The organism is Variovorax sp. FW301-JW7 (assembly GCF_058788795.1).
Genome location: NZ_JBYTBC010000005.1, coordinates 221,437 through 239,688, shown reverse-complemented (window position 1 = coordinate 239,688; position 18,252 = coordinate 221,437). Strand labels below are relative to the sequence as shown.

Below are 18,252 nucleotides of genomic sequence, written 5' to 3'. Positions count from 1 at the left end.
TTGAGAAAAATGAAATCGATCGATCGATCGGACGTTCGTCAGTCGCCCTTGACGCCCGCGCGCCGCACCGCGTCGGCCCAGCGCGGCTTCTCGCGCTTCATCAGCGCGCTGAGCTCCTCGGGGCTCGAAGGCAGCGCCTCGATCGACAGCGCGGCGTTGGCCCGGACCACCGCCGGATCGGCCAGCGCGGTACGCAGCGCGGTGTTGAGCCGGTCGACCGTCTTGCGCGGCGTGCCTGCCGGCGCCATGAGTGCGCCCCAAGCCACCACATCGAAGCCCGGCACGCCGCTCTCGGCCACCGTCGCCACCTCGGGCAGCACGCCGGCGCGCTTCGCGCTGGTCACGGCGATCGCCTTGACCCGGCCTTGCTGGATGAACGGCAGCACCGCCGAGATGTTCTCGATGGTCACGTCGAGCTGGCCGTTGACCATGTCGCCGACCGCCTGCGTGCCGGTCTTGTAGGGCACCTGCACCATCGTCAACCCGGTCTCGGCCTTCAGCAGCTCGCCTGTCAGGTGGCCCGCGCTGCCGATGCCGGGCGAGCCGACCGACAGCTTGCCCGGATGCTCACGCCCGTAGGCGACCAGCTCCTGCAGATTGCGCACCGGCAAGTCCTTGCGCACGATCAGCACGTAGGCATTGCTCGAGATCAGGCCGACCGGCACCAGGTCTTTCTCCGGCGCGTAGGGCAGCTTCGAGAAGAAGGCCGGGTTGATGCTCAGCGTGACGAGGTTGCCGTAGCCGACCGTGTAGCCGTCCGGGGCGGAGGTGGCCAGCGCCTGTGTGCCGACGATGCCGCCGGCGCTGGGGCGGTTGTCCACCGCCAGGGCCTGGCCCAGTTCGCGCCCCATGGCGTCGGCCACCGGCCGCACCGCGACGTCGACGCCCGACCCGGCGGCGTAGGGCACGATGAACTTCAACGGGCGCTCGGGGTACTGCGCCGAAGCGCCGAGGGCGATGGCGGCAAGCCCGGCCAAAAGGGTGCGGCGGGTCCACGCGAATGACAGCAGTGCAGGCACGAAGGTATCTCCTGTGAGAAGCCCGCCGCTCACCATGAGACGACCGGTGCGCAAAGTCTAGAAATCGGCCGCGCACCGGAAAAGACAATCGCTTGTCGCGATGACAACCTGTGTTTGTCTGGGGATCACCCGGTGGCGCCGCCCGGCAGAATGCCCCGCATGAAGGACCACCAGCTCAAGGCCTGGCTGCGGCTGGCCGACACCGGCAGCATCCGCGCCGCCGCGCGCAGCCTGCACCTGAGCCAGGCGGCAGTGACCAAGGCGATCCGCGAACTCGAGGCCGAGGTCGACGCCCAACTGGTGCTGCGCAGCTCGCGCGGCATCGAGTTCACCGAGTGCGGCCGCCAGCTCACCGTGCGCGCGCGGCTGGCGCACCAGCAGCTCGAACTCGCGCGCCAGGACATCCGCATCCTGCAAGGCAGCCAGCACGGCCGCGTGGCCATCGCAGTCACGCCGATGGTGTTCCTGGGCGTGCTGCCCGAGGTGGTGCGCGCCTTTCGCAAGGCCATGCCGCATGCGCAGCTCAAGCTCTTCGACGGCCTGATCCCCCAGGTGCTGCCGCTGCTGCGCGAAGGCACGATCGACTTCGCGGTGGCCGGCCCGGTGGCCGCGGCGCTCGATGCCGACTTCGCGTTCGAACGGCTCGACATGATCGAGATGGCGGTGCTCTGCCGGCGCGGCCATCCGCTGAACCGCGCCACCCGCTGGGAGGAAGTGGCGGGCGCCGAATGGCTGATGCACCTGGCGCCGGGCAGCCAGCACACCTTCCTGCTCGAACAGTACGCCGCGCAGGGCCTGCCGCTGCCGGAGCACCGCATCGAGGTGGCCTCGTTCGGCGTGAGCTGGGGCCTGCTCACGCGCAGCGACGCGCTGATGGTCGGGCCGGCCGGCATGCTCACCATGCCGCCGTATGCCGACCTGGTGGAGCGCGTGCCGCTCGCGATGCCGGTGCCGCCGCTGGAGCTGGGCATCGTCTCGCCGCGCGGCAAGCCGCTGTCGCTGGCGGCGCTGCGGCTGGCCGAGCTGTTTCGCAAGTACCTGGCGCGGCCCGCCTGAGTTGATGTCATCGTTTTCGCGATGGCCGCGTGTATATTGCGCCGGCGTTCGCGGGGCCGTTCCCGCGCGCGCAGACCCAAGGGAAGCCGTCATCGCAGCCACCATCGAAGCCGCGAGACAGACCAAATTTCAGGATGCCCCGCCCATGACCCCCTTGCGCATGCTGCCGCTGCTGAGTGCCCTTCTCCTGCCGGGCCTCGCGCTGGCGCAGTCCTTCGAGCCGAAGAACATCTGGGTCAACCCCGGCTTCTACTCGGCCCACTTCGACAGCGGCAAGGGCCTGGAAAACGCCAACCCGGGCCTGGGCTTCGAGTACCCGCTGAACGACACCTACCGCGTCACGGCCGGCACCTTCCACAACAGCAACCGGCGCCAGTCGCACTACGTCGGCCTGTACATCCTGCCCTTCGAGTTCTACGGCGTGAAGTTCGGCGCGGTGGTGGGTGGCTTCGACGGCTACCCCGACTACCGCAACGGCAACTGGTTTCCCGCCATCATTCCGACGGCCGCCATCGAGGGCAAGAACTGGGGCCTGAACATCGCCTACGTGCCGACGATCAAGAACCGCCTCTACGGCGCGATCAGCTTCCAGCTGAAGTACCGTTTCGGCACGCACGAATAACGACAACAAAAAAAGCCAGGGCCGCGTGAGCGACCCTGGCCTTGTTCGGGCAGGCCCCGCAGGGCCGCAAGCTCAGTGCCGGAAGTGGCGCACGCCCGAGAACACCATCACCACGCCGCGCTCGTCGGCCGCGTCGATCACTTCCTGGTCGCGCATCGAGCCGCCCGGCTGGATGACGCAGCCCGCGCCCGCGTCCACCACCACATCGAGGCCGTCGCGGAACGGGAAGAAGGCGTCGCTGGCCACCGCCGTGTCCTTGAGCGACAGGCCCGCATGCTCGGCCTTGATGCTGGCGATACGCGCGGAGTCGAGGCGGCTCATCTGGCCCGCGCCCACGCCCATGGTCATGCCGTCGGCGCAGAACACGATCGCGTTGCTCTTGACGTACTTCGCGACCTTCCAGGCGAACAGCAGGTCTTGCAGCTGCTGCGGCGTGGGCTGCTTCTTGCTGACCACCTTGAGGTCGGCCAGCGCCAGCTCGTGGTTGTCGGCGGTCTGGATCAGGAGGCCCGAACCGACGCGCTTGACGTCCATCGCGTTGCGGCCGTTGTCCCAATCCGTGCTGCCGCCCTTCGGCAGCGCGATCTCAAGCACGCGCACGTTGAGCTTGGCCTTGGTGGCCTGGAACACTTCCAGCGCCTCGGGCGTGTAGCCCGGTGCCATCAGCACTTCGACGAACTGCTTGTTGACGGCCTGCGCGGTGGCCAGGTCGACCGGGCGGTTGAAGGCGATGATGCCGCCGAAGGCCGAGGTCGGGTCGGTCTTGAAGGCCTTGCTGTAGGCCTCGAGCGCATCGGCACCCACGGCCACGCCGCAGGGGTTGGCGTGCTTCACGATCACGCAGGCGGGCTCGTCGAAGCTCTTCACACATTCCCACGCCGCATCGGCGTCGGCGATGTTGTTGTAGCTCAGTTCCTTGCCCTGCAACTGCTTGGCCGACACGAGCGAACCGGGCGCCGGGTACAGGTCGCGGTAGAACGCGGCCTGCTGGTGCGGGTTCTCGCCGTAGCGCAGGTCTTGCACTTTCACGAAGCGGCCGTTGCTCTGCGCGGGGAACAGCGAGCGCGTGGGCGCGGGCTGGCCGATGCTGGCGTCGAAGTCGATGGCCGAGAGGTAGTCGCTGATCGCGCCGTCGTAGTCGGCGATGCGGTTGAACGCGGCCACCGAGAACGCGAACTTGGTCTTGTCGCTGAGCTTGCCGTCGGCCTGGAGCTCGGCCAGCGCCACGGCGTACTGCGAGGCGTCGGTGAGCACGCCCACGTCCTTCCAGTTCTTGGCGGCGCTGCGCACCATGGCCGGGCCGCCGATGTCGATGTTCTCGATGGCGTCCTCGAGCGTGCAGCCGGGCTTGGCCACGGTGGCTTCGAACGGGTACAGGTTGACCACCAGCAGGTCGATGGTGTCGATGCCGTGCTCCTTGATGGCGGCGACGTGCGCGGGCAGGTCGCGGCGCGCCAGCAGGCCGCCGTGGATCTTCGGGTGCAGCGTCTTCACGCGGCCGTCGAGCATTTCGGGAAAGCCGGTGTGGTCGGCGACCTCGGTCACCGGCAGGCCGGCGTCGGCCAAGAGCTTGGCGGTGCCGCCGGTGGACAGCAGCTTGACGCCCAGGCCATGCAGGGCCTGCGCGAATTCAAGGATGCCGGTCTTGTCGGAAACGGAAAGGAGTGCGGTCTGAGCCATGGGATATGCCGTGGAGTTATTTCAAAAGTTTGTGCTCGACCAATTTCTTGCGGAGCGTGTTGCGGTTCAGGCCCAGCCATTGGGCGGCCCGGGACTGGTTGCCTTCGGCGCGCGTCATGACGACGTCGAGCAGGGGTTTCTCGACCACGCGCACGAGCATCTCGTACATGCCGTCGGGTTCGGTGCCCCGCAGATCGCGAAAGTAGCTGTCCAGACTGCTGCGAACGCAGTCCTCGATGTGTTTCTTGCTCATTGCTTGCTTCTTCTCTTTTTGTCTTCGCTCAATCGACGGCGCAGGCCGTCTCCTCTTCTCCCGCCGGCTCCTCGTCTGCCGTCGGGGCGGGCATGCGGTCCATGCGGTCCGCAAGCCCCTGGAAATAGTCGTCGACCGCGCGCAGCTGGCCGGCGCAGTCTTCGATGGCGTTCATCCGCGCGCGGAACGCCTCGCCGTCGGGCAGCGCGCGCACATACCAGCCGATGTGCTTGCGCGCCGTGCGCACGCCGCTGAACTCGCCGTACAGCGCGTAGTGCTCCACCAGGTGATCGAGCAGCAGCCGGCGCACCTCCGCCACCAGCGGCGGCGCCAGGTGGGTGCCGGTGTCCAGGAAATGCGTGATCTCCCGGAAGATCCACGGCCGGCCCTGCGCGGCGCGGCCGATCATCACGGCGTCGGCGCCCGTGGCCGCGAGCACGTCGCGCGCCTTCTCGGGCGAGCGGATGTCGCCGTTGGCCACCACCGGCACGCGCACCGCGGCCTTCACGGCGGCGATGGTGTCGTACTCGGCGTGGCCCTTGTAGCCCTGCTCGCGCGTGCGCCCGTGCACGGTGAGCATCTGCACGCCGGCCGATTCGAAGTCGCGCGCGAGCTTCACCGCGTTGCGGTGGTCTTCGCTCCAGCCGGTGCGCATCTTGAGCGTGACCGGCACGTTGAAGGGTTGCGCCGCATCGACCACGGCCTGCACGATTTCCAGGGCCAGCGGCTCGTCGCGCATCAGCGCCGAGCCGGCCCACTTGTTGCAGACCTTCTTGGCCGGGCAGCCCATGTTGATGTCGATGATCTGCGCGCCGCGCTCGATGTTGTAGACCGCGGCCTCGGCCATCATGGCCGCGTCGGTGCCGGCAATCTGCACCGCAATGGGGCCCGGCTCGCCGTCGTGGTTGGCGCGCCGCGAGGTCTTCAGCGTGTTCCAGAGTTCCTTGCGCGAGGTGACCATCTCGCTGACCGCATAGCCCGCGCCGAGTTCGCGGCACAGCATGCGGAAAGGCCGGTCCGTCACGCCGGCCATGGGCGCGACGAACAGCCGGTTTTCCAGCGTGTGGGTGCCGATCTGCAAGGTCATGGGAAGGGGTGCTGTGCGGGTCGGCTGCTGAAAAATGAGGCACGATTGTAGCCACGTGGCATTTCAGCGACTGAAACGATTGACGCCTTTTTGCGCTTGCGACACAGGCGTAAACACCAGTATTTCGCGGGGCCTTCTCCGACGCGGTCGCGACGTGAGCGCTGCCTATACTTCGCCGACCTTATGCAAGCCTGGCTCGACGCACTCCTGGCGCTCCTTGCGCTCCCCCAGTACGGACTTTCGACGCTGTTCATCGCGGCCTTCGTGTCCGCCACGCTGCTGCCGGTGGGCTCCGAACCGATCCTGTTCGGCCTGCTGAAACTCAACCCCGAGATGTTCTGGCAGGCCATCGCCGTGGCCACCGTGGGCAACACGCTGGGCGGCGCGGTCGACTGGTGGATGGGCTACGGCGCGCACAAGGTGGCCGACAAGTACTCACACTCGAAACACCACCTGCGCGTGCTCGGCTGGCTCGAGCGGCTGGGCCCGAAGGCCTGCCTGCTGAGCTGGCTGCCGATCGTGGGCGACCCGCTGTGCGCGGTCGCCGGCTGGCTCAAGCTGCCGTTCTGGCCCTGCGTGGGCTACATGGCGATCGGCAAGTTCCTGCGCTATGTGACGATGACCTACGCGCTTCTATACGTCTTTCCGTCATGAAGCGCGCGGTCGAAAAAACTCAGCTCAGCAGTTCGTAGGGGCCGCCGCGTTCCAGCGCGCGCTGGTAGGCCGGACGCGCATGGATGCGCTCCAGGTAGGCCATGAGCTTCGGCCGCTTCGCATCGAGGCCGCCGCGCGCCCGCGAGGCTTCGACCACGAAGCTCATCTGGATGTCGGCGCCCGTGAATTCATTGCCCGCGAACCACTCGCTGCGGCCGAGCTCGGCCTCCATGAAATTCAGATGGCCCGCGATGTTCGGATGAATGAAGGCCGACTTCGCCTTCGCCGCGATGGCCTTGGCGATCGGCTTCGCGAAGAAGGGCATCTTGCTCGTCTCGATCCGGTCGAACACCAGCTTGAGCAGCAGCGGCGACATCGCCGTGCCTTCGGCGAAGTGCAGCCAGTAGCGGTAGCGCAAGGCCTCGGGCGAGCCCGGCGCGGGCGCGAGCCGGCCCTGGCCGTAGCGCTCGATGAGCGACTCGATGATCGCGCCCGATTCCGCCAGCGTCGCGCCGTCGTCGGTCGTCACCACGGGCGACTTGCCCAGCGGATGCACGGCCTTCAGCGAAGCGGGCGCCAACATGGTCTTGGGGTCGCGCTGGTAATGGACGATCTCGTAAGGCAGCTCGAGTTCTTCGAGCAGCCAGAGCACACGTTGCGAGCGCGAGTTGTTCAGGTGATGGACAGTGAGCATGGCAAATGAAAGCCTTCCGGCGGAGGATGCAGCGGGCGCGCAGTCTAACCACAACGCACGCGGGTTCCGGGCGCCCGCTGCGACAGCGTCACCGCCTACGGCAAACCGTGAACCTGCTTCCTACACTGGCCGCAATGCTCCACCACTTCACGCGGCGCCGCCGCACCTCGCTCATCGGACTCTGGCTCGGCCTCGCGGCCTGCCATGCCTGGGCACTGACCCCTGAGGAGGTGTTCCGCAAGGTCTCGCCTGCCGTCTGGACCGTGAAGGGCGAACGCGGCAACAACCAGACCGCCATCGGCAGCGCGGTGGCCGTGACCTCCGGTGCGCTGGCCACGGCCTGCCACGTGGTCGATGGCGCGGTCGCCGTCACCGTGGAGCAAGGCCCGACCACGCTGCGCATCGCCCGCATCGTGCGCGACCCCGATCCGTCGCGCGACCTGTGCGTGCTCACGAGCGAAACGCCGCTGCAGCTGCCCGCCGTGCAGATCGTGCCCGCCGCCGAGTTGCGCGTCGGCCAGCGCGTGTTCGCCGTCGGCAGCCCGCACGGCCTCGAACGCACGCTGAGCGAAGGCCTGATCTCGGCGCTGCGTCCGCGCGCGCCCGGGCAACTGCCGATCGTGCAGACCTCGGCGCCCGTGTCTTCAGGCTCCAGTGGCGGCGGGTTGTTCGACACCGAGGGCCGGCTGGTCGGCGTGACCGACAGCATCGCGCCCGGCGGCGCGAACCTCGGCTTCGCCTACCCGGCGCAATGGGTGATGGAACTGCCGCAGCGCATGACCACGGAGCTGGCGACATGGCGCGATCTGCTGAAAAGCACCGGCGTGGTGTTCGGCCCCAACGGGGAGCCTGCGCCTTCCGGCCATGCCGAGCTGTCGGACCTGCAGGCCCTGCCCTCCATCGGCGCCGACCCGACCCCGGTGCGCAACGCCTACCGCCAGTTCCTGCTGCAGGCCCGGCCCCGCATCTTCCTGATCACGAGCGACCAGAAGTTCGGCACCGCAACCAGCTCGGCCGCGCTGACCGAGCATCTGAAAGGCTGCACCGAACGCAAGGTGACGTGTGCGGCCTATGCGGTGGACGACACGGTGGTGTGGGGCAAGCAGCAGGCCGCGAAGTAGCCGGGGCTTACTTGACGCCGGCCTTGCGGAGCTCTTCCGCCGTGATACGGACGGGCTTCTGGCCCCGCTGAACCACGATGGCGGTGTTGGTACGCACCGCGGCCTCGCGCGCGGCCCGCGCGGCGCGCCGGATCGCGACCAGCGAAGCGGCCAGATCCTTGTCCTTGGCTTGCATGAGTTGTTCACGGGTCATGGTGCTTCTCCCCATTCGATGAGATCCGGCTCTTCGCCGGCGTTGTCGTACAGCGCCCACGCGTCCACTGCGACGCGATAGCGGTCGTCGAAATTCCGGCGCCCCGCCTCGAATCGGCGGCGAATCACATCTTCGGGAATGTGATGCCCGCCCTGCCGGACACGCTCGGCGACGCGCGCCACTGCAAATTCTGCCGTCGGAAGGGCCAGAAAGAAAAGGCTCACGTGGTAGCCCGACTTTCTCCACGCATCAATGTGGCGCAGATAGCCCAGTCCCGACAGGGTCGTCTCGAAAGCAAAGCTCTCTCGGCGACGGGCGCACTCCGCGATTTCCACCAGCATCAATCGCCCGGCCTTGATGGCTTCGGCCTCCGGAGCGAAGGGCGACAGCCCGGCTGCGATCAGGTCGGCATTGATGAATCGCGCGATTTGCGCTTCCTGTGGAAGAAAGGCGCGGGCGAAAGTGGTCTTGCCCGCACCGTTCGGTCCCGCAATGATGACGATCTTGGGATGGCTCATCAAGGCAGGAGATGCGCACTCAGGAACTGAACAGGAAGTTCATCACGTCGCCATCCTTGACGACGTATTCCTTGCCTTCCGACCGCATCTTCCCCGCGTCCTTCGCGCCCTGCTCGCCCTTGAAGGCGATGTAGTCGTCGAACGCGATGGTCTGGGCGCGGATGTAGCCCTTTTCGAAGTCGCCGTGGATCACGCCAGCGGCCTGCGGGCCGGTGTCGCCGATGTGGATGGTCCAGGCGCGCACTTCCTTCACGCCGGCGGTGAAGTAGGTCTGCAGGCCCAGCAGCTTGAAAGCCGCGCGGATCAGGCGGTTCAGGCCCGGTTCTTCCTGGCCGATTTCGGCGAGGAACATCTTCTTGTCTTCGTCGTCCATCTCGGCCAGGTCGGCTTCGATCTTGGCGCAGATGGCGACCACGGGCGCGCCCTGCTTGGCGGCGTACTCGCGCAGGCGATCGAGGTACGGGTTGTTTTCAAAACCGTCTTCCGCCACGTTGCCGACGAACATCGCGGGCTTGGCCGTGATGAGCGTGAACGACTTGACCAGCGGCTGCTCTTCCTTCGTGAACTCCAGTGCGCGCACCGGCGTGTTCTCGTTCAGCGCGGCCTGGCAGCGTTCGAGCAAACCGACGAGCTTCTGCGCGTCCTTGTCGCCCGAGCGGGCGACCTTGGTGTGGCGGTGCAGCGCCTTCTCGACCGTGGCCAGGTCGGCCAGGCACAGCTCGGTCTGGATCACTTCGATGTCGGAGATCGGGTCGACCTTGCCGGCCACGTGGATCACGTTCTCGTCGTCGAAGCAGCGCACCACGTTGACGGTGGCGTCGGTCTCGCGGATGTGCGCCAGGAACTTGTTGCCCAGGCCTTCACCGGTGCTGGCACCGGCCACCAGGCCGGCGATGTCGACGAACTCGACGATGGCGGGCACCACGCGCTCGGGCTTGACGATCTCGCTCAGCTGGTCGAGCCGCGGATCGGGCACTTCCACCACGCCCACATTGGGCTCGATGGTGCAGAACGGATAGTTTTCCGCTGCGATGCCGGCCTTGGTCAACGCATTGAAAAGGGTGGATTTACCGACGTTGGGCAGGCCGACGATGCCGCATTGCAAACTCATGGGAGGTCCTCTTGGGTAACCCCCGATTTTAGGCTGACCGGGTTCTCCCCCGGGCTGGGCCCACTTCCGGCCACTGCCGCGCACCTTTTCCCAGACGTTCAGCGGCGCACGAAGACCCTCTGGCAGCGGCTTTCCGGCCCCAAAAGCTCAGGGTTAGACCCGACTAGCAAACGTTTGCGCAAACGTTTCCCTCGATTAACATCGGAGCCCCCGGCACAGACCGGCGTTCCGCTCTGACCCCTCATTTCAGGAGACATCCACCATGAAGTTCACCCGCCGTACCCTGCAAAGCGCTGCCGCACTGACCTTGCTGGGCGCCATCGCCGGAACGCCCGCCTTCGCGCAGGACAAGCCGAAGGTCGCGCTGGTCATGAAGTCGCTGGCCAACGAGTTCTTCCGCACCATGGAAGACGGCGCCAAGGCGCACCAGAAGGCCAACGCCGCGCAATACACGCTGGTGGCCAACGGCATCAAGGACGAAACCGACACCGCCGCCCAGATCAAGATGGTCGAGCAGATGGTGGCGCAGAAGATCAACGCGCTGGTCATCGCGCCGGCCGATTCGAAGGCGCTGGTGCCGGTGATCAAGGCGGCCATCGACAAGGGCATCCTGGTCGTGAACATCGACAACCAACTCGACGGCGCTGCACTGAAAGAGAAGGGCATCCAGGTGCCCTTCGTCGGCCCCGACAACCGCGCCGGCGCCAAGCTGGTGGGCGATGCGCTGGCCAAGGAGCTGAAGTCGGGCGACAAGGTCGGCATCATCGAAGGCGTGTCGACGACCTTCAATGCGCAGCAGCGCACGCTGGGCTACCAGGACGCCATGAAGGCCGGCGGCATGACCGTGGTCGGCGTGCAGTCGGGCCAGTGGGAAATCGACAAGGGCAACACCGTGGCCGCCGGCATGATGCGCGAGCACCCCGACCTGAAGGCCCTGCTGGCCGGCAACGACAGCATGGCGCTGGGTGCCGTGGCCGCCGTCAAGGCGGCAGGCAAGACCGGCAAGGTGCTGGTGGTGGGCTACGACAACATCGGCGCCATCAAGCCGATGCTGAAGGACGGCCGCGTGCTCGCCACCGCCGACCAGTTCGCCGCCAAGCAGGCCGTGTTCGGCATCGAGACCGCGCTGAAGGCCATCGCCGACAAGCAGAAGCAATCGGAAATGCCGGCTGAAGTGAAGACCGACGTGGTGCTCGTCACCAAGTCGTCCAAGTAAGCCCAAGCCCTCCGTTTCCCTCAACAAGAAGAAGACTCCGTTTTGACTGCCGCCACCGACGCCGCCATGAATCCGCCCTTACCCACCGCCGTGCTCGCCCTGAGCACGGTCGGCAAGGACTACGCGGCGCCGGTGCTCGACGGCGTTTCTCTCGAGCTGCGCGCCGGTGAAGTGCTCGCGCTCACGGGCGAGAACGGCGCAGGCAAGAGCACGCTGTCGAAGATCGTCTGCGGGCTCGTGCAGCCCACGCGCGGCGGCATGCTGCTCGACGGCCAGCCCTTCGCGCCGGCCTCGCGCCGCGATGCCGAGCGCCTGGGCGTGCGCATGGTCATGCAGGAACTCGGCCTCGTCACGACGCTGTCGGTGGCCGAGAACCTGCTGCTCGACCGCCTGCCGCACAAGAGCGGCTGGATCCGCCGCGCCACGCTGCACGAGCTGGCCGAGCGCCAGCTCGCCAAGATCGGTCTGGACGGCATCGACCCGGCCACGCCGGTGGCGCGGCTGGGCATCGGCCAGCAGCAGATGGTGGAAATTGCGCGCAACCTGCAGGACGACACGCGCGTGCTGGTGCTCGACGAGCCCACCGCCATGCTCACGCCGCGCGAAACCGCGCACCTGTTCGAGCAGATCGAGCTGCTGAAGCTGCGCGGCGTGGCGATCGTCTACGTGTCGCACCGCCTCGAAGAATTGCAGCGCATCGCCGACCGCGTGGCGGTGCTGCGCGACGGCAAGCTGGTCGACGTGCGCGCCATGGCCGGCGTGCGCGAATCCGAACTGGTGCAGCGCATGGTCGGGCGCGCGGTGCACGAGCACGAAGGCCGCGCGCGTCGCGTGGCGGGCCCGGTGCTGCTGAGCGCGCGCGGCATCGGCCGGGCGCAGGTGGTGCGCGACGTCGATCTCGAACTGCGCGCGGGCGAAGTCATGGGCCTGGCCGGCCTGGTCGGCTCGGGCCGCACCGAGCTCGTGCGGCTGCTGTTCGGCGCCGACCGCGCCGACCGCGGCGAGGTCGTGCTGCACGACGGCACGCCCGCCGCGCAGCCCGTGCGGCATGCGCGCAAGGGCTGGCGCTCGCCGATGCAGGCCATTCGCGCGGGCATCGGCCTCGTCACCGAAGACCGCAAGTCGCAGGGCCTGCTGCTGTCGCAGCCGATCCGCGTCAACGCCACGCTGAGCGACCTCGGCGCGATCTCGCACGCCGGCTGGCTGCGCCGCACCAAGGAGCGGCAGATCGCGCGCCGGCTGGTGGAACTGCTGCGCATCCGCTCGCGCAGCATCGAACAACCCGTGTCGACACTCAGCGGCGGCAACCAGCAGAAGGTGGTGTTCGCGCGCTGGCTGCACCGCGAATGCAAGGTGCTGCTGCTGGACGAACCCACGCGCGGCGTGGACGTGGGCGCGCGCGCCGACCTGTACGCCGAGCTCGACCGCATGACCGACGCCGGCAAGGCGCTCCTGATGGTGTCCAGCGACCTGCGCGAGCTGATGGCCATGTGCGACCGCATCGGCGTGATGAGCGCCGGCCGGCTGGTCGCGGTGTTCGAGCGCGGCGAGTGGAGCGAACAGTCGCTGCTCGCCGCCGCCTTCAGCGATGCCACGGGCCGCGTGCCCGGCTCCCCGGCGGATTCCACCGCCCCTGCCCCGACTTCTGCCGACGCATGACGACCATGAACGCCGCCTCCCCTTCTTCTTCCGCTGCCACCAGCAAGCCGCCGTCCGCGCTCAAGGGCCAGCTCGGCACCTACCTGGGCCTGACGGTCGTGCTGCTGGGCATGATCGCGCTCTTCGGCTCGATGAGCGAATACTTCCTCACGCGCGAGACCTTCATCTCCATCGCCAACGAGATCCCGGCGCTGGCCGTGATGGCGGTGGGCATGACCTTCGTGCTGATCATCGCGGGCATCGACCTGTCGGTGGGCTCGGTGCTCGCACTGAGCGCGGCCGTCACGGCCGCCGCCATCCTCGAATGGAAGCTCTCGGTGCCGCTGGCCGCCCTGCTGGGCCTGGCCACCGGCCTCATCTGCGGCACGGTGACGGGCGCGGTGTCGGTCGCCTGGCGGCTGCCCAGCTTCATCGTCTCGCTGGGCATGCTCGAAGCCGTGCGCGGCGGCGCCTACCTGGTCACCGACTCGCGCACGCAGTACGTGGGCGACGCCATCTCGGGCCTGGCCGCGCCGTGGATCGGCGGCATCTCGGCCGCCTTCGTGCTCGCCGTGGTGCTGGTGGCCGTAGGGCAGCTGGTGCTCACGCGCTCCGTGTTCGGCCGCCACGTGGTGGGCATCGGCACGAATGAAGAAGCCATGCGCCTGGCGGGCATCGACCCGCGGCCGATCCGCATCATCGTGTTCGCCGTGACTGGCCTCTTGGCCGGGCTCGCGGGCCTGATGCAGTCGGCCCGCCTCGAAGCGGCCGACCCGAACGCCGGCGTGGGCATCGAGCTGCAGGTGATCGCGGCCGTGGTCATCGGCGGCACCAGCCTCATGGGCGGGCGCGGCTCGGTGGTCAACACCTTCTTCGGCGTGCTGATCATCGCGGTGCTCGAGGCCGGCCTGGCGCAGGTGGGCGCGAGCGAGCCGAGCAAGCGCATCATCACGGGCGCGGTGATCGTGGTGGCCGTCATCATCGACACCCTGCGCCAGCGCCGGGCCGATCGTCGACTGGCCTGAGCTTCCACAGGAACAAAGACAACCATGGCCACCATCAAGGACGTCGCCCTCCAGGCGGGCGTTTCCGTCACCACCGTGTCGCACGTCGTCAACGACACGCGCCACGTGAGCGCCAAGGTGCGCGAGCGCGTCGAGCTGGCGATCCGCGAGCTGGGCTACGTGCCCAACGCGATGGCGCGCAGCCTCAAGAGCAACACCACCTCGACGCTGGGCATGCTCATTCCCAACAGCTCGAACCCCTACTTCGCCGAGATCGTGCGCATCGTGGAAGACCGCTGCTTCGGCGCCGGCTACACGCTGGTGCTGTGCAACACCGACGACGAGCCCCGGCGCCAGAGCGTGTACCTGCAGGTGCTGGCCGAGCGCCGCATCGACGGGCTCATCGTGGTGTCGACCGGCGCCGACGAGGACGACTCGCTCGCCACCCAGCTGCGCGGCCTGCGCATTCCCACCGTGCTGGTCGACCGCGAGATCGCCGACCCCGCCTGCGACCTGGTGGAAACCGCCCACATGCAGGGCGGCCTGCTCGCGGTGCGGCACCTGCTGTCGCTGGGCCACAAGCGCATCGCCTGCATCGGCGGGCCGCTGGGCGTGACCTCGAGCGAGCAGCGCATCGAAGGCTGGCGCATGGCGCTCGCGGAAACCGGCTCGGCGCCGAACGCCGACGCGCTGCTGTGGCGCGGCGGCTTCACCAGCCAGGGCGGCTACGAGGCGATGCACGCCATCCTGCGCACCGAGCAGAAGCCCTCGGCCGTGTTCGTGTGCAACGACCTGATGGCCATCGGCGCGCTGCGCGCCGCGCATGAAAGCGGCGTGCGCGTGCCCGACGAACTGTCCATCGTGGGTTTCGACGACATCGAACTGTCGGCCTACACCAGCCCGCCGCTCACCACCGTGGCCCAGCCCAAGGAGCGCATCGGCGCGCTGGCGGTCGACATGCTGCTGGAGCGCATGGGCGGCAAGCGCCGCGACGCGCGCAAGGTCGTGCTGCAGCCCGAGCTGCGCGTGCGCGCCTCGACCGCGCGCCACGCGGGCTTTCGCGAAACCGGCGTGACGCCCACTCCTTCCACCATCGCCACACCTTCCAAGTCCCGCACCTCGTGAGCCTTCAGCCTCTTTCTTCCTCCACGCCGTCTTCGCCACCGCGCATCGTGGTGCTCGGCAGCCTGAACATGGACATCGTGCTGCGCGTGCCGCACGCGCCGGCCGCGGGCGAAACCCTGCTGGGCCGCTCGATCGACGCCATCCCCGGCGGCAAGGGCGCCAACCAGGCGGTGAGCTGCGCACGCCAAGGCGCGCAGGTGCAGATGATCGGCTGCCTGGGCGACGACGCGCATGGCGCGGCCCTGCGCGAGGCGCTCGCGCGCGACGGCATCGACACCGCCGCGCTGCGCACCGTGGCGGGCGAGCCGACCGGCACGGCGCTGATCCTCGTGGAAGACAGCGGCCAGAACCGCATCGTGATGGTTCCCGGCGCCAACGCGCGCGTCGCCATCGACGAGGCCTCGCTGACGCAGCAGGTGCAGGGCGCGGCCTTCCTCGTCGCGCAGTTCGAAACCCCGATGGACCAGGTGGCACGCGCCATCAACGCCGCGCACGACGCGGGCTGCGCGGTGATGCTCAACCCCTCGCCGGTGCAAGCCATCGCCGAGGCGCTCTGGCCCCGCATCGACACGCTGGTGGTCAACGAGATCGAGGCGCAGACCCTGTCGGGCCAGAACGTCGACAGCCCCGAAGAAGCAGCGCAGGCCGGCCAGGCGCTGCGCGCGCGCGGCATCGCCCGCGTGGTCGTGACGCTGGGTTCGCGCGGCGCCGTGGCGGTCGACGCCGACGGCGCGCGCCACCATCCCGCGCCGAAAGTGCAGGCGGTCGACACCACCGCCGCCGGCGACACCTTCCTGGGCGCGCTCGCCGTGGCGCTGGGCGAAGGCCAATCCTTCGACGAGGCCGTGCGCCTGGGCATCCGCGCCGCGGCGCTGTGCATCCAGCAGCCCGGTGCCCAACCCTCCATTCCGCTGCGCGACGCCGTGCTGCGCAGCCCCCTGCCCCCCGACTGGATCACGCTGTGAAACGCTCTCCCCTGCTGCACGCCGAACTCTCCCACGTGATCGCCTCGATGGGCCACGGCGACATGCTGGTGATCGGCGACGCCGGCCTGCCCATTCCCGACGGCCCGCGCCGCATCGACCTGGCCGTGGCGCGCGGCGTGCCGGGGATCAGCGATGTGCTGAAGGCGGTGCTGTCCGAGATGCAGGTCGAAGCCATCGTGGTGGCCGACGAAGCGCTGCAAGGCGATGCAAAGGCGCTGCCGGGCTGGTACCCGCAGTCGCTGGGCATCGCACCGCAGACGGTGTCGCACGAGGAGTTCAAGCGCCGCAGCGCGAAAGCCCGCGCCATCGTGCGCACGGGCGAATGCACGCCCTACGCGAACATCATCCTGATCGCCGGCGTGAGCTTCTGAGGCTCAGTTGGACGCGCGCTGGCGCACCAGCGGCCCGATCTGCTCGATGCGGTTGGTCCACAGGCCGCCCCGGTAGTCGGTCGGCAATGCCGCCAGCGCCTCGGCGCTGTCGATGCCCCCGTTGAAGTCGCCGCCCGTGTAGGGGCCGACCACGATCAGCTGCGTGCCCACGCCTTCCAGCCGCTGCTGCAGCCGGTGCGGCCAGCCCCAGAGCCAGGGCGCGACATTGGCGGGCACCAGCATCAGCCCGCCCCGGCACGCCTCGGGCACATGGCCCGCCCAGCCGAGCGCCTCGTAGCGCAGCAGGCATTGCACCAGCGCCCCGCGCGGCGCCACGCGCACGGCCGGCAGTGCCTGCTTCAACGCGACGACGGGCTCGTCGCTGCCGTAGACCGCGAGCCGCGCCAGCGCCGCCGCATCGAGCGGCGCGAGGTGGCGCGCGAGCAGCCGTCCTTCGGCCGCATCGCGGCTTTTCATGTGGATCAGGAAACGCTGCGACGGAAAGGCGGCCAGCACCTGCGCCAGGCTGGGCATCAGCCCGACGCCCTGGCCACGCAGCGGGTAGGTCTTGCCGCCATCGGCCGTGTAGCCGTGGCCCACGTCCAGCGCCTGCAGCGCGGCCAGCGTGTGTTCGCGCACCACGCCGCGGCCGTCGGTGCGGCACTCGAGCGTCCAGTCGTGGAACACCGCGAACTGGCCGTCGCGCGTGGGATGCACGTCGAACTCCACCCGGTCGGCGCCGGCCTCGAAGGCGGCGCGCATCGACGGCAGCGTGTTCTCGATCAGGCCGTGCGTCGGCGCGTGGATGCGCTGCGCGGTGCAGGTGTCGTTGCGCAGGTCGTGCGTGTCGAAGGTCTGGTGCACGCCGCGGTGCGCGAGCAGCGAAGGCGCGGTCTGCGGCGGCGCGACCCAGCGCGACTGGTTGCCGGCGTAGAGCAGCGCCGCGACGGCCAGCAACACGGCCACGAAGGCACGCCGCATGCCCCGCCCCTCACTCGAAGCGGTAGTTCGCGCCCACCACCTGCCCCACCTTCAGCATGTGCTCCACGCCCTGCACCACGATGCAGTTCATGCCGAAGGTGATGCCGCCGTCCACGCGCGCGTCGGCGCGGTAGGTGCGCAGCATGTCGCCGACCTCGGGGCTGCTGAGCGCGGTGGCCGGGTCGATGTCGGGAATGGGGCAGCGCGTGCAGGGCTTGACCGGGCGCAGCTCGGCCTCGCCTTCGCCGGTGGTGACGTGCAGCGCGTCGACCCGGTCTTCGTCGTGCGACTCGATGCCGGCCAGCACGATGTTCGGGCGGAAGCGCTCGATGCCGACCGGGCCGTGGCCCGCCGCCGCCAGGCGCTCGTTGAGTTCGGCGATCGAGCCTTCGCTGGCCACCAGCAGCGGGAAGCCGTCGGCGAACTGGTTCAGCGCCTCGACGCCGTCGGTCCACTTCAGGCTCGACAGGCGCTGGTGCTCGGGGTCGAAGCGCACCAGGCGCAGCGTCTGCGGCTTGCCGGGCTCGGAAAGAAAGTCGCTGAACCACTGGGCCGCGATGTCGCCCATGTCGTAGGCCGCCACCTCGTCCTTCCACACGCGCACGCGCACCGGCTGCTCGACGCGGTCGAAGGCCAGGTGCAGCGCCAGCATGCCGGGCGCGCGCAGCACGACCTCGGTGTGCTTCATCTGCGGCTGGATGAGCGCCATGCGCGGCAGCTGCCGCTGGGTGACGAACTCGCCCTGCGCATCGACCACCATCCAGGCGCGGTCGAACTCCAGGCCGGTTTCGGTGAGCAGCATCTCGTCGAGCTCGACGCCGGCGCACGACTTGACGGGGTACACGAACAGGCGGGCGATGGTGGCCTGGAGATCGAAAGCGGACGGCTGCGACACGGTGGGGGTTCCTTTGAAATCGCTGGGC

General features: G+C 68.7%; 20 protein-coding genes. 10 read left to right on the top strand and 10 right to left on the bottom strand.

What is annotated here, in order from left to right; all coding sequences use genetic code 11:
- Nucleotides 1-38: 38 nt before the first annotated feature.
- The gene (locus AC3WQM_RS16290) at nucleotides 39-1,019 is read right to left on the bottom strand and encodes a Bug family tripartite tricarboxylate transporter substrate binding protein (protein ID WP_492680128.1); all 981 of its coding nucleotides are present in this window, start codon (nucleotides 1,017-1,019) and stop codon (nucleotides 39-41) included.
- A gap of 159 nt (nucleotides 1,020-1,178) precedes the next feature.
- On the opposite strand from AC3WQM_RS16290, the gene AC3WQM_RS16285 reads away from it, so the two are divergent.
- Complete coding sequence (locus AC3WQM_RS16285) at nucleotides 1,179-2,075, top strand: LysR substrate-binding domain-containing protein (RefSeq protein ID WP_447747135.1); 897 nt, start codon at nucleotides 1,179-1,181, stop codon at nucleotides 2,073-2,075.
- Nucleotides 2,076-2,220: 145 nt separating this feature from the next.
- A complete protein-coding gene (locus AC3WQM_RS16280) occupies nucleotides 2,221-2,697 on the top strand; it encodes a hypothetical protein (RefSeq protein WP_056577761.1) in 477 nt (158 codons plus the stop codon).
- A 72-nt stretch (nucleotides 2,698-2,769) separates the two neighbouring features.
- Here the strand turns inward: AC3WQM_RS16280 and purH are convergent, their stop codons facing one another.
- The 3 genes from purH to dusB are packed head-to-tail and all read right to left on the bottom strand — an operon-like array spanning nucleotide 2,770 to nucleotide 5,717.
- Complete coding sequence (purH, locus tag AC3WQM_RS16275) at nucleotides 2,770-4,377, bottom strand: bifunctional phosphoribosylaminoimidazolecarboxamide formyltransferase/IMP cyclohydrolase (protein WP_307696944.1); 1,608 nt, start codon at nucleotides 4,375-4,377, stop codon at nucleotides 2,770-2,772.
- A 16-nt stretch (nucleotides 4,378-4,393) separates the two neighbouring features.
- Nucleotides 4,394-4,630 (bottom strand): Fis family transcriptional regulator, encoded by a 237-nt coding sequence (locus tag AC3WQM_RS16270; protein WP_056577757.1) that lies wholly within the window; start codon nucleotides 4,628-4,630, stop codon nucleotides 4,394-4,396.
- 28 nt (nucleotides 4,631-4,658) lie between these two features.
- Entirely contained in the window at nucleotides 4,659-5,717 is a 1,059-nt protein-coding gene (gene dusB / locus AC3WQM_RS16265; protein ID WP_492680126.1) for a tRNA dihydrouridine synthase DusB, read from the bottom strand.
- Nucleotides 5,718-5,900: 183 nt separating this feature from the next.
- Between dusB and AC3WQM_RS16260 the strand changes: the two genes are divergently transcribed.
- Entirely contained in the window at nucleotides 5,901-6,371 is a 471-nt protein-coding gene (locus tag AC3WQM_RS16260) for a YqaA family protein (RefSeq protein ID WP_062479132.1), read from the top strand.
- A gap of 19 nt (nucleotides 6,372-6,390) precedes the next feature.
- Here the strand turns inward: AC3WQM_RS16260 and AC3WQM_RS16255 are convergent, their stop codons facing one another.
- A complete protein-coding gene (locus tag AC3WQM_RS16255) occupies nucleotides 6,391-7,065 on the bottom strand; it encodes a glutathione S-transferase (RefSeq protein WP_492680124.1) in 675 nt (224 codons plus the stop codon).
- A gap of 134 nt (nucleotides 7,066-7,199) precedes the next feature.
- Here AC3WQM_RS16255 and AC3WQM_RS16250 point away from each other — a divergent pair, with 134 nt between their 5' ends.
- Nucleotides 7,200-8,186 (top strand): trypsin-like peptidase domain-containing protein, encoded by a 987-nt coding sequence (locus AC3WQM_RS16250; RefSeq protein WP_492680122.1) that lies wholly within the window; start codon nucleotides 7,200-7,202, stop codon nucleotides 8,184-8,186.
- Nucleotides 8,187-8,193: 7 nt separating this feature from the next.
- Here the strand turns inward: AC3WQM_RS16250 and AC3WQM_RS16245 are convergent, their stop codons facing one another.
- From AC3WQM_RS16245 to ychF, 3 genes are read right to left on the bottom strand one after another with little or no spacing between them, the layout of a single operon-like run.
- Nucleotides 8,194-8,379, bottom strand: a complete 186-nt coding sequence (locus tag AC3WQM_RS16245) for a hypothetical protein (protein ID WP_489061681.1) — start codon at nucleotides 8,377-8,379, stop codon at nucleotides 8,194-8,196.
- On the bottom strand, nucleotides 8,376-8,897 hold the full coding sequence (locus AC3WQM_RS16240; RefSeq protein WP_099792943.1) for an ATPase: 522 nt from the start codon (nucleotides 8,895-8,897) through the stop codon (nucleotides 8,376-8,378). Before AC3WQM_RS16240 ends, AC3WQM_RS16245 begins: the two co-directional genes overlap by 4 nt.
- 19 nt (nucleotides 8,898-8,916) lie before the next feature.
- Nucleotides 8,917-10,008 (bottom strand): redox-regulated ATPase YchF, encoded by a 1,092-nt coding sequence (gene ychF / locus AC3WQM_RS16235; RefSeq protein WP_307584454.1) that lies wholly within the window; start codon nucleotides 10,006-10,008, stop codon nucleotides 8,917-8,919.
- 262 nt (nucleotides 10,009-10,270) lie between these two features.
- Between ychF and AC3WQM_RS16230 the strand changes: the two genes are divergently transcribed.
- The 6 genes from AC3WQM_RS16230 to rbsD all read left to right on the top strand — a co-directional run bounded on the left by AC3WQM_RS16230 (nucleotide 10,271) and on the right by rbsD (nucleotide 16,348).
- A complete protein-coding gene (locus AC3WQM_RS16230) occupies nucleotides 10,271-11,224 on the top strand; it encodes a sugar ABC transporter substrate-binding protein (protein ID WP_492680120.1) in 954 nt (317 codons plus the stop codon).
- 66 nt (nucleotides 11,225-11,290) lie between these two features.
- Nucleotides 11,291-12,883 (top strand): sugar ABC transporter ATP-binding protein, encoded by a 1,593-nt coding sequence (locus AC3WQM_RS16225; protein ID WP_492680384.1) that lies wholly within the window; start codon nucleotides 11,291-11,293, stop codon nucleotides 12,881-12,883.
- A 5-nt stretch (nucleotides 12,884-12,888) separates the two neighbouring features.
- Entirely contained in the window at nucleotides 12,889-13,887 is a 999-nt protein-coding gene (locus tag AC3WQM_RS16220; RefSeq protein ID WP_307696999.1) for an ABC transporter permease, read from the top strand.
- 24 nt (nucleotides 13,888-13,911) lie between these two features.
- Nucleotides 13,912-14,991: a LacI family DNA-binding transcriptional regulator gene (locus tag AC3WQM_RS16215; RefSeq protein WP_492680118.1), complete on the top strand. Its 1,080-nt coding sequence runs from the start codon at nucleotides 13,912-13,914 to the stop codon at nucleotides 14,989-14,991.
- On the top strand, nucleotides 14,988-15,956 hold the full coding sequence (gene rbsK, locus AC3WQM_RS16210) for a ribokinase (protein WP_492680116.1): 969 nt from the start codon (nucleotides 14,988-14,990) through the stop codon (nucleotides 15,954-15,956). The genes AC3WQM_RS16215 and rbsK overlap by 4 nt, the downstream gene beginning before the upstream one ends.
- Nucleotides 15,953-16,348, top strand: coding sequence for a D-ribose pyranase (gene rbsD, locus AC3WQM_RS16205; protein WP_492680114.1), 396 nt, complete (start codon nucleotides 15,953-15,955; stop codon nucleotides 16,346-16,348). Before rbsK ends, rbsD begins: the two co-directional genes overlap by 4 nt.
- 3 nt (nucleotides 16,349-16,351) lie before the next feature.
- Here the strand turns inward: rbsD and AC3WQM_RS16200 are convergent, their stop codons facing one another.
- A complete protein-coding gene (locus AC3WQM_RS16200) occupies nucleotides 16,352-17,329 on the bottom strand; it encodes a glycerophosphodiester phosphodiesterase family protein (RefSeq protein WP_492680112.1) in 978 nt (325 codons plus the stop codon).
- Nucleotides 17,330-17,339: 10 nt separating this feature from the next.
- Nucleotides 17,340-18,224, bottom strand: coding sequence for an MOSC domain-containing protein (locus AC3WQM_RS16195; protein ID WP_307638010.1), 885 nt, complete (start codon nucleotides 18,222-18,224; stop codon nucleotides 17,340-17,342).
- Nucleotides 18,225-18,252: the final 28 nt, after the last annotated feature.